The 15,076-nt window shown below is 62.3% G+C and carries 17 protein-coding genes; 8 read left to right on the top strand and 9 right to left on the bottom strand.

The annotated features are described in order from the left end of the window. Positions 1-4: 4 nt before the first annotated feature. The 3 genes from mreD to GRI97_RS17720 are packed head-to-tail and all read right to left on the bottom strand — an operon-like array spanning position 5 to position 2,552. Complete coding sequence (gene mreD / locus GRI97_RS17730; protein ID WP_161392572.1) at positions 5-559, bottom strand: rod shape-determining protein MreD; 555 nt, start codon at positions 557-559, stop codon at positions 5-7. A gap of 12 nt (positions 560-571) precedes the next feature. Then, positions 572-1,468 (bottom strand): rod shape-determining protein MreC, encoded by an 897-nt coding sequence (gene mreC, locus GRI97_RS17725; RefSeq protein WP_161392571.1) that lies wholly within the window; start codon positions 1,466-1,468, stop codon positions 572-574. A 34-nt stretch (positions 1,469-1,502) separates the two neighbouring features. Beyond that, the gene (locus GRI97_RS17720; protein ID WP_161392570.1) at positions 1,503-2,552 is read right to left on the bottom strand and encodes a rod shape-determining protein; all 1,050 of its coding nucleotides are present in this window, start codon (positions 2,550-2,552) and stop codon (positions 1,503-1,505) included. Positions 2,553-2,731: 179 nt separating this feature from the next. Between GRI97_RS17720 and mutL the strand changes: the two genes are divergently transcribed. Then, positions 2,732-4,576: a DNA mismatch repair endonuclease MutL gene (gene mutL, locus GRI97_RS17715; RefSeq protein WP_161392569.1), complete on the top strand. Its 1,845-nt coding sequence runs from the start codon at positions 2,732-2,734 to the stop codon at positions 4,574-4,576. After that, the gene (locus GRI97_RS17710) at positions 4,576-5,112 is read left to right on the top strand and encodes a hypothetical protein (RefSeq protein ID WP_161392568.1); all 537 of its coding nucleotides are present in this window, start codon (positions 4,576-4,578) and stop codon (positions 5,110-5,112) included. Before mutL ends, GRI97_RS17710 begins: the two co-directional genes overlap by 1 nt. 31 nt (positions 5,113-5,143) lie before the next feature. Here the strand turns inward: GRI97_RS17710 and GRI97_RS17705 are convergent, their stop codons facing one another. Next, positions 5,144-5,911 (bottom strand): MauE/DoxX family redox-associated membrane protein, encoded by a 768-nt coding sequence (locus GRI97_RS17705; protein WP_161392567.1) that lies wholly within the window; start codon positions 5,909-5,911, stop codon positions 5,144-5,146. A gap of 44 nt (positions 5,912-5,955) precedes the next feature. Here GRI97_RS17705 and GRI97_RS17700 point away from each other — a divergent pair, with 44 nt between their 5' ends. Then, on the top strand, positions 5,956-6,357 hold the full coding sequence (locus tag GRI97_RS17700; RefSeq protein WP_161392566.1) for a MerR family transcriptional regulator: 402 nt from the start codon (positions 5,956-5,958) through the stop codon (positions 6,355-6,357). Here the strand turns inward: GRI97_RS17700 and GRI97_RS17695 are convergent, their stop codons facing one another. Next, positions 6,358-7,068: an NYN domain-containing protein gene (locus GRI97_RS17695; RefSeq protein ID WP_161392565.1), complete on the bottom strand. Its 711-nt coding sequence runs from the start codon at positions 7,066-7,068 to the stop codon at positions 6,358-6,360. 80 nt (positions 7,069-7,148) lie between these two features. After that, a complete protein-coding gene (locus tag GRI97_RS17690; protein ID WP_161392564.1) occupies positions 7,149-7,796 on the bottom strand; it encodes a carbonic anhydrase in 648 nt (215 codons plus the stop codon). Positions 7,797-7,855: 59 nt separating this feature from the next. Here GRI97_RS17690 and lipA point away from each other — a divergent pair, with 59 nt between their 5' ends. Both lipA and GRI97_RS17680 read left to right on the top strand, forming a co-directional pair. Next, the gene (gene lipA / locus GRI97_RS17685; RefSeq protein ID WP_202392842.1) at positions 7,856-8,788 is read left to right on the top strand and encodes a lipoyl synthase; all 933 of its coding nucleotides are present in this window, start codon (positions 7,856-7,858) and stop codon (positions 8,786-8,788) included. Beyond that, entirely contained in the window at positions 8,788-9,249 is a 462-nt protein-coding gene (locus GRI97_RS17680) for a type II toxin-antitoxin system RatA family toxin (RefSeq protein ID WP_161392562.1), read from the top strand. The genes lipA and GRI97_RS17680 overlap by 1 nt, the downstream gene beginning before the upstream one ends. Here GRI97_RS17680 and GRI97_RS17675 read toward each other — a convergent pair. Genes GRI97_RS17675 through GRI97_RS17665 form a run of 3 tightly spaced genes read right to left on the bottom strand, consistent with a single transcriptional unit; the run spans position 9,210 to position 11,438 of the window. Then, positions 9,210-9,707, bottom strand: a complete 498-nt coding sequence (locus GRI97_RS17675; protein ID WP_161392561.1) for a CinA family protein — start codon at positions 9,705-9,707, stop codon at positions 9,210-9,212. The two genes, GRI97_RS17680 and GRI97_RS17675, sit on opposite strands and share 40 nt — an antisense overlap. After that, on the bottom strand, positions 9,704-10,264 hold the full coding sequence (locus tag GRI97_RS17670) for a hypothetical protein (protein ID WP_161392560.1): 561 nt from the start codon (positions 10,262-10,264) through the stop codon (positions 9,704-9,706). The genes GRI97_RS17675 and GRI97_RS17670 overlap by 4 nt, the downstream gene beginning before the upstream one ends. Continuing rightward, complete coding sequence (locus GRI97_RS17665; RefSeq protein ID WP_161392559.1) at positions 10,257-11,438, bottom strand: bifunctional 2-C-methyl-D-erythritol 4-phosphate cytidylyltransferase/2-C-methyl-D-erythritol 2,4-cyclodiphosphate synthase; 1,182 nt, start codon at positions 11,436-11,438, stop codon at positions 10,257-10,259. Before GRI97_RS17665 ends, GRI97_RS17670 begins: the two co-directional genes overlap by 8 nt. Before the next feature lie 79 nt (positions 11,439-11,517). Between GRI97_RS17665 and dusB the strand changes: the two genes are divergently transcribed. The 3 genes from dusB to GRI97_RS17650 are packed head-to-tail and all read left to right on the top strand — an operon-like array spanning position 11,518 to position 15,016. Then, a complete protein-coding gene (gene dusB / locus GRI97_RS17660; protein ID WP_161392558.1) occupies positions 11,518-12,534 on the top strand; it encodes a tRNA dihydrouridine synthase DusB in 1,017 nt (338 codons plus the stop codon). Next, a complete protein-coding gene (locus tag GRI97_RS17655) occupies positions 12,531-13,604 on the top strand; it encodes a two-component system sensor histidine kinase NtrB (protein ID WP_328598594.1) in 1,074 nt (357 codons plus the stop codon). The genes dusB and GRI97_RS17655 overlap by 4 nt, the downstream gene beginning before the upstream one ends. 2 nt (positions 13,605-13,606) lie before the next feature. Then, positions 13,607-15,016, top strand: coding sequence for a sigma-54-dependent transcriptional regulator (locus GRI97_RS17650; protein WP_161392557.1), 1,410 nt, complete (start codon positions 13,607-13,609; stop codon positions 15,014-15,016). The last annotated feature ends 60 nt before the right edge of the window (positions 15,017-15,076 follow it).

The following is a 15,076-nucleotide window of genomic DNA, read 5'->3' as shown; positions in this document are numbered from 1 at the left end:
GGCGTCAGCCGACGCGCCGAAGGCGCATCAGCCGCAGCCGATCAAGCATCGCCACCAGCCAGGCGGCCAGCGGAAACACCGCGATGGAAAGAAAAACCTGGGGCAGCATCACCGTCATCTGCAAAATCGTCAGCTTGGCGCCGGAGAAGAGGGTCGCCAGCGCGACATAGATGGTGACCAGCACCGCCGCATTGAACCAGTTGAGCAAAAAATTCCGGTAAGGGAACCGCCCCTCGAACAGATCGGTCGCGAGCAAGGCGCAGGAAAAAAGCACGACCGCACTGCCGATCGGCTGACCGGAATAAAGATCATCGAACAGGCCCAGCGGCAGACCGGCCCACAGTGGCAGGATGCCGGGGCGGACCAATTGCCAGGCGACGAGCATGATGAAGGCGAACGGCGGCATGACCGGCGCAGGCGCAATCACCGGCAGTAGCGGCGCCAGAGATCCGAGCAGGATGCTGAGCCAGGGGATGCCATAGGCAAGCACCGGCACATGCGTGCGGTTGATCTTGCTGCCGAAGGCGTCCTTGCGGGAATTAGGGTTAAGCCGGTCCATCAACCCAGGCCATCAGTCCGTGCCGACGACAGGGGGCGCCGGCGCGGTATTCATCGCCTCCACGGCTGCGGGTTGCCAGACCGGTTCCACAATCACCGCGTCGGTGGCTGCCGGATTGCTGAGCACACGACCGATCGCCCCGTCGCGGGTGATTTCCGTCGCCACTGCAACGGCGATACCCGGCCGGAACATCCCGCCTGCGCCAGAGGTGACGAAGACATCCCCCTTCTTGAGCGGGTTGATCCCCAGATTGATCAGCCGCAGCCGCAGCGATCCATCCGACCGCCCCTCTGCAAATGCGACCACATTGTCGGTGGCCCGGCGGACGGGAACCATGCTTTCGCTATCGGTCAGCAGCAGCACCCGAGCACTGCCCGATCCGACTTCCAGCACCCGCCCAACCAGCCCCATGGGGGACACGATCGGCATGCCGTTGCGGACGCCATCAGCGCTGCCGACCGACAAATAGGCAAACCGTCTGGCACTGGCCGATGTCGATCCGATCAGGCGGCCGGTTGCAACCGGTTTCAGATTGCCCTCACTCATCCCCAGGGCAGCCTTCAGGCGGCGATTTTCAACCTTCAGCGCTTCTGCTTCGGCCAGGCGGATGCGCGCCACCTCCACCTCGTTCTGAAGATCGGCGTTGCGTTGCCCGGCATGGTAATAGCCAGCGATGTCTTCAAAGAAGCCGCGCGATCGAACGCGGCTTTCCCCGCCGATAGCGCCGACCGGCGAAGCCAGATCACTCGCCATGTTCCGCAGGCCGGCAAAAGCTTCCGGGCGGATCAGCGAAATGATCAGCAGCGCGCAGCCGAGCACAATGGCAATCGCCACGGCCAGATAGCCGGCGAACAAGCCCAGTTGTTCTTTCCTGTTGATGCCCGATCTGCGACCGGCCGGCGGGGGCATAACCGCCTATCCCCTTATTCTCTGTTCGCCAAAATCACGCCGTCATCAACACGCCGCGATAGATCGGATCTTCCATGGCGCGGCCGGTGCCGATCGCGACGCAGGACAGAGGATCTTCGGCGATGCTGACCGGAAGGCCGGTTTCTTCCTTCAGATGATTGTCCAGCCCGCGGATCAGCGCGCCGCCACCCGTCAGCACGATGCCCTGGTCGACGATATCGGCGGCCAGTTCGGGCGCTGTGTTTTCTAGCGCGATGCGCACGCCTTCGACGATCGCACCGATCGGTTCGGACAGGGCCTCTGCGATATGGGCCTGGTTGATCGAAATTTCCTTCGGCACGCCGTTCACCAGATCGCGGCCCTTGATGGTGATGATTTCACCCACGCCGTCTTCCGGAATGATTGCGATGCCGTAATCCTTCTTGATCCGTTCGGCGGTCGCATCGCCTATCAGCAGATTGTGGTGTCGGCGAACATAGGAAACGATCGCTTCGTCCATCTTGTCACCGCCGGTGCGGACCGAGGTGGTGTAGGCCAGCCCGCGCAGTGACAGCACGGCGACTTCGGTAGTGCCGCCACCGATATCCACCACCATGCTGCCGACTGGTTCGGTCACCGGCATATCGGCACCGATGGCTGCGGCCATGGGTTCCAGAATCAGATAGACTTCCGAAGCGCCGACATTGCTGGCCGCATCGCGGATCGCGCGGCGTTCGACAGAGGTCGAGCCTGACGGCACGCAGATCACGATTTCAGGCTGGCTGAACATGCTGGTGCGCTTGCCGGTAACCTTGCGGATGAAATGCTTGATCATTTCTTCGGCGATTTCGATGTCAGCGATCACGCCGTCGCGCAGCGGGCGAATGGCTTCGATACTGTCGGGCGTCTTGCCCATCATCAGCTTTGCATCGTCACCAACGGCCTTGACACGCTTGATGCCGTTGAGCGTTTCGATGGCAACCACGGATGGCTCGTTCAAAACGATGCCGCGGTCCTGCACATAAACCAGGGTGTTCGCCGTCCCAAGGTCGATGGCCATGTTCTGCGAGCCGAATTTGAACAACTTGGTAAAGAAGCTACTCATCGAAAAATCCGTATGATGCGACAGCGGATGGGGTGGTCCCGACAGGAAGACGCGAGCCAGTCGGACGTTGCGGCTCCTTAGACCGAGTCGCGCATAAAGGCCAAAAATTTGTGTCGACAGAGCCGGGCTTTTGCACCGCTTGGCTCGAAAAATGCAGCAACGCCCGCTAGGGTGCGCGAATGCCGACAATCCGCCGCCTTCCAGAAGCGCTTATCAACCGCATCGCCGCTGGCGAGGTGGTCGAACGGCCGGCTTCTGCTCTCAAGGAACTGGTCGAAAATGCCATTGATGCCGGATCGACGCGAATCGCCATAACCATCATTGATGGTGGGCTTGGCCGGATCGAGGTGATCGACGATGGATGCGGCATGTCGCGGGATGACATGGCACTGGCGCTGGAACGTCACGCCACATCCAAATTGCCCGATGAATTCATCGAGCAGGTGATGACGCTGGGTTTTCGCGGGGAAGCCTTGCCATCGATCGCCAGCGTCGCCCGCGTGACGGTGGAAAGCCGGGTTCGAGACGCGGGGCAGGGCTGGCGACGGGTGATCGATCATGGGGTCATGACCGAAGACGCGCCGGCTGCCCTGCCACCGGGCACGCGAATCCGGGTGGAGCAGTTGTTCGGCAAGGTGCCGGCGCGGCGCAAGTTTCTGCGATCCGCGCGGAGCGAATATGCCGCCTGTCTCGACATCGTGCGCAGGCTGGCCATGGCGCGCCCGGAAATCGGATTCAGCCTCGATCATGGCGACCGGCGGATATTCGCTGTCCAGCCGGGCGAAGAAATCGCCGAACGCGTGGCGCAGCTGATCGACCGGGGCATGGCCGGCAACAGTGTGGAAATCGCCATCGATCGCGGCCCGATGCTGCTGACCGGACTGGCAGGCCTGCCGACCTACAACCGGGGTGTGGCAGACCATCAGTATCTGTTCGTCAACGGCCGCCCGGTGAAGGATCGGCTGCTGATCGGTGCGGTTCGAGGTGCCTATGCCGACATGCTGGCGCGGGATCGGCATGCAGTCCTGGCGCTGTTTCTGTCTCTGCCGGCAGAGGACGTCGATGTGAACGTCCATCCCGCTAAGAGCGAGGTGCGTTTCCGCGATGCCCCTTCCGTGCGGGGTTTTATCGTTTCCGGTCTGCGACAGGCCCTGTCCACCGGGGATCGCCGCAGCGCCCAGGCGCCCGACGCGGCGGCCATGGGCCGTTGGCAGGCAGAGCCGGTAACACCGGATGATGTCGCATCCGCGCCGCCATCGCAGCCGTTCCAGCGGTCGATTTTTGCGTCCGGGGGATGGTCTCCACCCAGCTCTGCCGTGCGAGAGGCATCGCGTGAGTGGCGCGGCTATGAAGCGCAGGCGATGGCCCTGCCGCAAGGACGCGCCGAGATTGCCGCCCCTATCGCTGGACCCGAGGCCGACGACGCGGCTGAGGCAAAGGATTATCCACTCGGTATTGCGCGCGGACAGATCGCCAACACCTATATCGTGGCTGAAGCTGCCGATGGTCTGGTCATCGTCGATCAGCATGCCGCCCATGAAAGGCTCGTGCTCGAACGGCTCCGCGCCGCCGGGGCAGGGGAAAAGCTCGCCGCGAGCCAGGCCATGCTGATCCCCGAAGTGGTGGAACTGGATGAGGTGAACTGCGACCGACTGGAACAGCAGATCGCCGGTTTTGCCGAGTTCGGTTTGCTGCTTGAACGGTTTGGGCCTGACGCCATGCTGGTGCGTGCCATGCCGGGGGCGTTGAAAGATGCCGATCCACAATCCTTGCTGCAAGATCTGGCGGATGATCTGGCCAAGCACGGCCAGGGCCTGTTGCTGGCAGAAAAGATCGAACATGTTCTCGCAACCATGGCATGTCATGGATCGGTCCGCGCGGGGCGGGTGCTGTCAGTGGTCGAAATGAACGCCCTGTTGCGCGAAATGGAATGTACGCCGCGCTCTGGCCAGTGCAATCACGGGCGTCCAACATGGGTCAAGCTGGCCATGACCGATGTCGAAAAACTGTTCGGGAGGCATTGATGCGAAAACTGGCGGTGTGCGGCACTCTGCTGTGGCTTGCGGCCTGCACCGAGCCTGTCAGCCCGGAAGAACAACGACGCGCCGATGAACAGATGGTCGCCGCCGTGGAACAGGCGAACAATGCCCCGCCGCCCGTCGAGCTCATCACGCCCGATCCGATCCTCGACGCGGACATGCAGCGCCATGACATGGACGGCCCAGGCTGCATCTATGCCCCAGGCACCAATCTGAGCACGCGGGTGGTCGCAAGGGAAACCGATGCCTTCATGAAGCTGGGCGGACGGATCACGCGCTTTGCCGCCGACCCGGGATCACGGGAACTGCCGTCGGGCACGCGAACGCTCTATTCCGGACGCGGACATACGCTGCGCCTGAACATTCTCGCCCATCCCGATCCGTCGCAACCCGCCAGCCCCGACACGGAAACGCCGGAGCCAGACGGCGAACAGCATGCAGAGCAGGGGAGTATCATGCTGCGCGATGCTTTCGGCCGGGTGGTTTACGAAGGCAGCGGTTTTGCCGAGTGCCACAACTGACAGCCCGCCGGCGGGCTGTCATGGTCGCGTCTCAGTGCCAGAGCATCCATAGTGCCATCGCCACCATGGCGAGATTTTCCGTCAGCGAAACGAACCCCAGCGGCACGCTGCCGCTGCCCCCGACGCAGGCGCATTTGATCGACCGCTTCTGCACATAGACGGCGTAGATCACCGAAACGGATCCGATGGTGCCGATGAACAGGGCAATCGGGATTGATAGCCAGGGCAGCAGGCGCCCCGCCATCAGCAGCGCCGCCAGCGCCTCAAGATAAGGATAGGCATAGGCATAGGGCACGAAGCGTCGGGCCAGCAAATCGTAGCCGACGAACATGGAAGAGAATGTTTCGACGTCCTGCAGCTTCAGCATGGCCAGCATCGCCATGGAAAAGGCCACGAACCATTCCGCCGCCTGCGTCGTCATCGCATCGCCGAATACTGCGGCGCTGAGAGCGAGCGCCAGACCGGCTGCCACACCAAACACGGCCAGCACCGGACGGTAGCTGACGGCGCCCTTGGCAGGCAGGGGCTTGCCAAGCCAGGCGCGCAAATCGTCATGGCCGCCGATCTTGTGCCCATCGACGAAAATCTGCGGCGTAGTGGCTACGCCCCGTTCCTGCTTGAAGCGGTCCGTATCCTCCCGCGAAGTCAGATGATGGTCATCAACCACATAGCCGGCCCGGCGCAGCAGCCAGAGGGCTTTCAGGCCGTAGGGGCAGACATGGCTGTCATAGACCATGCGGTAGATGCTGGCCCGTTTTTCAGAAGCGGGCGGGGGCGTAGGGGCGGGTTGCTCTGTCATGATGGGAACATCTATAACCCCCGTACCCAGGTACGGAGTCAAGCATGTCATCCATGTCTATTGGGCAATTGGCCCGGATGGTGGGCATCGGCGTCGAAACCGTGCGCTATTACCAGCGACGCGGATTGCTGCGTGACCCACGTCCGTCGAAAATGCCCGGTGCGGGAATTCGGCATTATGACGAAACCGATGTCCAGACGCTGAAGTTCATCGCGGCAGGGAAGAACGCCGGTTTCACGCTGGCGGAAATCGCCCGGCTGAAGGAACTCGATGCGCTTGACGATCGCAGCGAAGCCAGGCGGCTGGCGCAGGAGCGGATCGCCGCACTCGATGCCGATATCGCCCGGCTGCAACATGCCCGCGATCACCTGAGCCGGCTGGCGCATGAATGCGGGGCAGGTGCCGGGGGGCTGTGCCCGATCATCGCCACGCTGGCGCGCGAATGATCAGCGCAGCCGCTTCACATAAAGCTGCTTGTCGGCTCTGCGTTCGAGTTTGAAATTGTCACTGGCGGCGCCCACCAGATCGGCCAGCCGCTTGAAACCATGGTTGCGCACATCGAAGCTGGATCGATTGCCGGCAATCTGCCCGACTTCCTGCAGCCGGGCGAAACCTTCCTCATCGCGGCTCGCCGCCTTCCAGGCGCCGGCCAGCAATTCGATGATTTCCCGGTCGATCGCCGTGCTGGCCGGGGTGGGTTCAGCATCCTTGGCCGTGCGGATCAACTGGTCGACGTCAATATAGCGGGTGCAGGCAGTCTTGAACGCTTCGGGCGCCTGGCTGCTGCCAAAGCCATAAACCACCAGGCCATCCTGCCGCAGCCTTGTGACCAGCGGAGTGAAATCGCTGTCGGAACTCATGATCCCGAAGCCATCGACCTTGCCACGATAGAGCAGATCGAGCGCATCGATCGTCATCGCCATGTCGGTGGCATTCTTGCCCTTGGTCAGATCGAACTGCTGGATCGGCTGCAGGCCATACCGGTGGGTAATCTTGTTCCAATTGCCCAAAGCGGACTTGGCCCAATTGGCATAGGCGCGCCGAATATTGACCTGGCCGAGTTCGGCGAGAACCGTCAGAACCGGATCGATCGCATGATGGCTGGCATTGTCAGCATCGATCAGCAGGGCGATGTTCTTATGCGTGTCTGGCTGCATCGCGCGATGATGGCGCGCAGCCGGACAGGGCGCAAGCGGCAGAGCCCTGCCAACCGTGGATGGACAGCCTTATCGGGCGATCAAACCGGGGAGAACGCGCCCGTATTTTCGTCCAGCAGGTGGAGGACGCCGTCGGAAATGGCGAAATAGGCGCCCCGCAGCACCAGATTGCCCTTGGCTTCCTTCGTCGAAACGCAGGGGAAGGTGCGCAGATTGGCCAGGCTGACCTTGACTGCCGCCAGTTCCATCGCCCGTTCTGCTGCCGGGCCAGTAACGCCCAGTTCTTCCACGATGGGTTCCCGGGCATCGCCCAGCATGTCGATCCAATTGGCGATAAAGCCACCGCTTCCCGGTGGTTCATGGCGTAGCTCATCGGTCAGTGCGGCACGGCAACCGCCGCATTTGCCGTGGCCCATGACGACGATTTCGGCGACCTTGAGAACCTGCACTGCAAATTCCAGCGCGGCCGAGACACCGTGATGCCCAGGGGTCGTTTCGAAGGGGGGAACGAGCGCCGCCACATTGCGCACCACGAAGATCTCGCCTGGATTAACGTCGAAGATCTGCGCCGGATCGACGCGGCTGTCCGAACAGGCGATCACCATGATGCGGGGCTGCTGCCCTTCGCGCAAGGCGGCCCAGCGGTCGCGTTCTGGTTCCCAGCCGATTTCCCGGAAACGCTGATAGCCGGCGATCAGATAGTCGAGTTCTGAGGATTCGTCTGTCATGCGTTTTGCCATGCCTCCTGCCATTGCCAGTGGCAAGGCAGTTCCCTACTGTAATGGAGATGACAGAATCTTCCGTAGCGCCGCAGCCTCCGCATCAACGCAAACCTGACTGGATCCGGGTTAAAGCCCCGGTCAGCAAGGGATATCAGGAAACCCGCGCGCTGATGCGCGGCCTGAGCCTCAACACTGTGTGTGAGGAGGCTGCCTGTCCCAACATCGGTGAATGCTGGACCAAGAAGCATGCGACGGTGATGATCCTGGGCGATGTCTGCACGCGCGCCTGTGCGTTCTGCAACGTCAAGACCGGCATGCCGCGCAAGGTCGATCCGCTCGAGCCCGAACATGTGGCCACCGCTGCGGCCAAGATGGGTCTGGAACATATCGTTATAACCAGTGTCGACCGGGACGATTTGCCCGATGGCGGCGCGGGGCAGTTCGTGAAGGTGATCCAGGCGCTGCGCCGGAATACACCCAACACCACGATTGAAATCCTGACACCCGATTTCCGTGGCAAGATGCGCCCTGCGCTGGAAGCGATCTGCGCGGCCGGGCCGGACGTGTACAACCACAATCTGGAAACCGTGCCGCGGCTCTACCCGACCATTCGCCCCGGCGCGCGCTATTATGCCTCTCTCCGCCTACTGGAAGAGGTGAAAAATCACGATCCGATGATCTTCACCAAATCCGGTATCATGATGGGCCTGGGCGAACAGCGGCTCGAAGTGCACCAGGTCATGGACGACATGCGTTGCGCGAATGTCGATTTCATCACCATGGGGCAGTATCTGCAGCCGACGCCGAAGCATGCCAAGGTGCAGGATTTCGTCACGCCGCAGGCATTTGATGCCTATGGCTCGATTGCCCGGGCCAAGGGCTTCCTGCAGGTGGCGGCCAGCCCGCTGACCCGTTCCAGCTATCACGCGGGCGATGATTTCGCCCAGATGAAGGCCGCACGCGAAGCCCGGCTGGCAAAGCAGAACCAGCACGCCTGATGCCTGGAATTCACGAAACCCGCCGGCTGCCCTATTCGGCAGAACAGATGTTCGATCTTGTCGCGGACGTCGGTCGCTATGGCGAATTCCTGCCATGGGTGGTGGCCACCCGCGTCAAATCCGACAACGGCAGCGAACTGGTCGCCGACATGCTGGTGGGCTTCAAGGCTCTGCGAGAAAAATTCACCTCACGCGTGATCAAGGATCGGCCGCGCATGATCGAGGTGTTCTATATCGACGGCCCCATGAGGGACCTGGACAATCGCTGGGATTTCCGCGACTTGCCCGAAGGCGGTTGCGAAATCGATTTCCATGTCGATTTCAGCTTCCGCAACAAGATGTTCGAAATGCTGGCCGGGCAATATTTCGATCGCGCCTTCCGCAAGATGGTTGCCGCATTCGAAACCCGGGCAGACGAGCTTTACGGCAACAGCAGTTCCAGCGCACAAAGCGTCGCCTGACGGCGGACACCGGCGCGATCCTGCCCATCGAACAGGCGGGATTCAGCCTCGCTCTTTTCTTCGCCGCGCACGGCCCGGGCAAACACCACCGTGCCGACAGGCTTGGTATCCGTGCCACCATCGGGCCCGGCAATACCGCTGATCGCCACCGCGACATCGGCTTTGCTGAGCTCCAGCGCGCCCTGAGCCATCGCGTAAACGCAGGCGACGGAAACGGCACCGAAGGCTTCGATGATATCCGATGACACGCGAAGCCGGTCTTCCTTGGCCTCGTTGGAATAAGTGACAAATCCCTGTTCGAACACTTCCGACGATCCGGGGATTTCCGTCAGCGCCGCGGCAACAAGGCCGCCGGTGCAACTCTCAGCTACGGTAACCTTGCGCCCGATCACGCGATTTTCCGCAATCACGCGGCGGGCGAGGGCCACAATATCGGCAGGCAGCAGGCTATCGCTCATTGCCCGCTTTCCGGGCAGATGCTGATGTCCTTGGGCTGTGCCAGCCCCACCACCAGACCAACAAGGCCGGCGGACACTTCCGGGTCGATCGGTGCAACAGCCTGCATCGCCCGTTCGATCTTGCTGCAATTGGCCAGATCGATCTGCGGGGTCAGTTCCTGAACGATCAGCGCATCAACGAAAGGCCGCACCGCTTCGTCAGGCAGATTGCCGATCATGTCCAGGCCACGCGTATTCTGATTGCGGATGGCAGCTTCGCTTTGCGTCCGGCTGGCGATGATCTTGAGCAGGCCCGATTTCGCCCGTGGCCACACCGTGGTCTGAAGCGCAGCATAACGCCCAGCGAATTGCTGCCCCCGAGTGGCCAGGAAACCGGTTGAAGAAAGGCGACCAGCGCATCGGCTTTGCAGGCTCTTTACCATGCTCGGCACCGCATAGATGGTCATCGCACTCACCTCAGCCTCGGTCACGCATCGCTGCTGGGCAGAGGCGACATGAGGTGTCACCGCAAGCAGCACCGCGCCGAGGAACATCCCCAGCTTACGAGGGTCAGTCATCCAGGTCTGTCCTTTCCAGCGGGATCATGGTGGCCACCGCCTGCGCTGCAATACCTTCACCACGGCCGGTCATGCCCAGCCGTTCTGTGGTGGTCGCCTTCACGCTGACCGATCCTACCGCGACCTGCAACAGTTCGGCAAGCCGGGCCCGCATTGCGTCCCGATGCGGACCGATCTTGGGCGCTTCGCAGATCAGCGTCAGATCGACATTGCCGACGGCATAGCCCGCCTCCCGGCCCAGTTTCACCGCATGTTCGACAAATCGGTCGGACGAGGCGCCGCGCCATTGCGGATCGCTGGGCGGAAAATGCTGCCCGATATCGCCGGCCGCGACCGCGCCCAGGATCGCATCGACCACCGCGTGGAGGCCAACATCGGCGTCGCTATGGCCGGCGAGGCCGTGGGTGTGATCGATTTTGAGGCCGCAGAGCCAGAGGTCTTCGCCTTCTGCCAACCGGTGAACGTCGAACCCCGTACCGACGCGGGGGAAGGTGGTGGGTCTGGTCATGAAATCTTCCGCAAATGTCAGCTTGTGCAATCGTTCGTCGCCATCGACCAGCGCCACCTCCAGCCCATGAGCGCGCGCGACCTGGGCGTCATCGCCCGCATCAGCTGCGCCGTGCCACGCGTGGTGGGCAGCCAGAATGTCATCGAAACGGAAGGCCTGGGGGGTCTGGACCCGACGCAGTTCTTCCCGTCGGGCGCTGCCCGTCATCAGGCCATCGGTGCTGATCGCCAGACTGTCCACCACGGGCAGAACAGGGATCGCCGCAGGATGGCGCAACAAGCCTTCGCGCAGGCGGTCGATCACGGTCTCGGGGCAATCGGGGCGCGCGGCATCATGGATCAGCACATGGGGCCAGGCACCATTGGCGGCGAGCGTTTCCAGCGCACATCTCACCGATTCCTGACGCGTGGCACCGCCGGGCAGCAGAATGATTCCGTCGATCCCGGTCAGAATGCCGCGGGCAATTTCATCCGCGCCGTCGGGAATAGCGATCGCAATGCGTTCCGCGCCGGCCCGGGACAACGAGAGGGCGGCATGCCGGATGACCGGCTGACCGCGCCAATTGGCAAATTGCTTGGGCAGGGGCTGGCCGGCGCGCAGCCCCTTGCCGGCGGCGACGATGACCGCAGCGAAAGGCGGGCGATCCGATGAAGCTGACACGGCCATGATGCGCGGCGGGGCTAGCGGCTTGCGAGCAGGGCCGCAATCCACTATGCGCTGCTCAAATTTTAGGCACCTTTGTATTATGGCCCAGCTTCCACCCCCTCCGCCCTTGCAGCCGATCGATATCGGACCCGTCCGGATCGACTGCCCGGTCGTGCTGGCACCCATGACCGGGGTCACCGATATGCCGTTCCGCGCGCTGGTGCGTCGCTATGGTTCGGGGCTGAATGTGACGGAAATGATCGCCAGTCAGGCGATGATCCGCGAAACGCGTCAATCGCTGCAGAAGGCGGCATGGGCTCCGATCGAAGATCCGGTGTCCATGCAATTGGTCGGCTGCGATCCGGAATCGATGGCAGATGCGGCCAAGCTCAACGAAGATCGCGGCGCGGCCATCATCGACATCAATTTCGGCTGCCCGGTGCGCAAGGTGGTCAATGGTTTCGCCGGTTCGGCGCTGATGCGCGAAGTGCCGCTGGCCACGAAGCTGATGGAAGCGACCGTCAAGGCCGTGTCCGTGCCGGTCACCGTCAAGATGCGGATGGGCTGGGATCTCGACTGCCTGAACGCCCCTGAACTGGCGAAGATTGCCGAGGATACCGGGGTCAAGATGATCACCGTTCACGGTCGCACCCGCAATCAGATGTACAAGGGCAGCGCGGATTGGGCTTTCATCCGCAAGGTCAAGGATGCCGTGTCCATTCCGGTGATCGTCAATGGCGATATCTGCAGCGTCGAGGACAGCGCAAAGGCGCTGGAGCAGTCGGCCGCTGACGGGCTGATGGTGGGGCGCGGTTCCTATGGCCGCCCCTGGTTGCTGGCGCAGATCATGCACTGGTGGAAAACCGGAGAGACACTGGCAACGCCTGGTTTCGGCGAACAGCATGCCCTGCTGATCGAGCATTATCACGCCATGCTGGACCATTACGGCCGCGACCTTGGGGTCAAGATGGCCCGCAAGCATCTGGGCTGGTACACCAAGGGCATGCATGGTTCGGCCGAGTTCCGCAATCATGTGAACTTCATTGATGATGCCGCTGAAGTGCTTGGCGAAATCGACCGTTTCTATGAACCGTTCGTACGGCGCCAGGCCGCGTGACGGGGGACGACGTCAATCTTCCTGGCCCACGCGAACAGATCGCCGGGCTCACCTTTGCCCTGATGCTGATCGGGCCCGACCTGACCATTGCAGAGCTCAATCCGGCGGCGGAAAGCATGCTGGGGCGCAGCGCGCGCCGCCTGGTTGGGGCCAGACTGCTCGATGTGGTCAATTTCGGTGAAGTGCTGATCGCGGACCGGGTGCAGAAAGGCGAAAGCCAGATCGTCGCGCGGGGGCTTTCGATCCGGATCGATGATCGACCCGCTTCGGTCAATCTGACCATTTCCCCGCTCAACAACCGCCCCGGCTGGCGCGTGGTGACATTGTCCGATGCCGGGCAGGGCGAACGCATCGGAGATGAGGATCGCGGGCACATCCTTCGCGGCCCCGCCGTGCTGGCGCATGAAATCAAGAACCCCCTGGCTGCCATTCGCGGCGCGGCGCAACTGCTGGCGCGCAAGGTGGGGCAGGGTGAGCGGGCCCTGACCGCACTGATCGCCGACGAGGTGGACCGGATTGCGCAGCTGATCGACCGGATGCAGCGCCTGGGCCGGGAACAGCCGGAACCAGTGGCGCCCTGCAATCTTCATGCCGCGATACGCCGTGCGTGCGAGACGGTGCGCGCAGCGTCGGATCTGCCGGTGGCCATCAGAGAAGAATTCGATCCTTCGCTCCCGCCTGTACTGGCCAATGAAGGGGCGCTCGTGCAGGTGCTCATCAATCTGATCAGCAATGCGCGAGATGCCTGCAACAGCCAGCCGGCGCCGGAAATCGTGATCCGTACCCGCTTCGTCAGCGGTTTCGTGCTCAACGTCATGCGGCTCGGGCGACCGGTGAAGCTGCCGGTGGAAGTGCAGGTGAGCGACAATGGTCCGGGGATCGATCCCACGCTGCGCGACCATATTTTCGAACCCTTCGTTTCCAGCAAGAAGAACGGGCAGGGGCTGGGGCTGGCCCTGGTGAGCAAGCTGGTGCGCGACATGGATGGCCGGATTGGCCACGAACGCGATGAAGCGCTGGGCTGGACGCATTTCCGGCTGCATCTGCCGCTGGCCAAACAGGGAAATTGATGATGTCGCGGCGTGCCCTGCTGGTGGAAGACGATGTCTCGATCGCGACCGTGATCACGGCTGCGCTGGAAGATGAAGCCTTCACCGTCCACCGCTGCGACAGCGTTGCCGGGCGGGACAGGCTGCTGGCAGACAATGTCTATGATGTGATGCTGACCGACGTGATTCTGACCGATGGGGATGGTATTGCCACACTAGGCAGCGTGCGGGCCAGCCATGCCGATATGCCGATCATCATCCTGTCGGCGCAAAACACCCTCGATACCGCTGTGCGCGCGACCGATACCGATGCGTTCGAATATTTTCCCAAGCCGTTCGATCTGGACGATCTGATCCGCGCCGCCTGCCAGGCAGCCGACGCCCGATCCGGGCTGGAGCAGGCAGAGCCCGAAGCTGCCGAAACCCTACCGATGATCGGGCGCAGCCCGCAGATGCAGGATGTGTATCGGATGATCACCCGCGTGCTGCGCAATGATCTGACGGTGCTGGTACTTGGCGAATCCGGCACCGGGAAAGAGCTGGTGGCAGAGGCCATTCACCAGCTCGGCAATCGCAAGGCGGGGCCCTTCGTGCCCGTCAACACGGCGGCCATTCCGCGTGATCTGATCGAAAGTGAACTGTTCGGTCACGAAAAGGGCGCTTTCACCGGTGCCGTCAGCCGGGTGATCGGCAAATTCGAACAGGCCCATGGCGGTACGCTGTTCCTCGACGAAATCGGTGACATGCCGCCGGAAGCACAAACACGGCTGCTTCGCGCCTTGCAATCGGGTCGCATTCGCCGGGTGGGTGGCCAGCAGGAAATCGCGATTGATGTCCGCATCGTCGCCGCCACCAATCGCGATCTGGCCCCACTGATCGCCGATGGCAGTTTCCGGGAAGACCTGTTCTATCGTCTGAGCGTCGTGCCGATCCATTTGCCGCCATTGCGCGAGCGGACGGGCGATGTAGAACCGCTGGCACGTCATTTCCTGCGCCAGGCATCGGCAGAAGGATTGCCGCAGCACCATCTGCTGCCCGATGCAACCGCCCTGCTGGAAGATCAGCCTTGGCGCGGGAATGTGCGTGAACTGCGCAATTTCATCTTTCGCCTGGCGCTGCTGGCGCGGGAAGAGCGGATAGATGCCGCAACGGTTCGCCAGTTTTTGCAGCATCGCCCGGCCATCGACACATCCGCGACCGGCGGGGATATCGGCCCCACCATCACAAGCTGGCTGGAAACCACTGATTTCAGTGAAGGAACGCTGTACCATTCGGCCCTGGCGGAATTTGAACGTCCCCTGTTCGAACATGCGCTGAGCAAGACCAACGGGAATCAACTGCGCGCGGCGCATCTGCTGGGGATCAACCGCAACACATTGCGCAAGCGGCTCGATGATCTTTCCATCGACCCGGAGCGTTTTGTTCGAAGATAGTGTTGTCAATGCAACAATGCGCTTGCCATGCGGCAACAGCAGTGTTGTAGCATGGCAACG

It is taken from the genome of Croceibacterium xixiisoli (assembly GCF_009827305.1).
In the GTDB taxonomy this organism is placed as follows: domain Bacteria; phylum Pseudomonadota; class Alphaproteobacteria; order Sphingomonadales; family Sphingomonadaceae; genus Croceibacterium_C; species Croceibacterium_C xixiisoli.
This window is presented reverse-complemented; position numbering and strand designations above follow the sequence as displayed.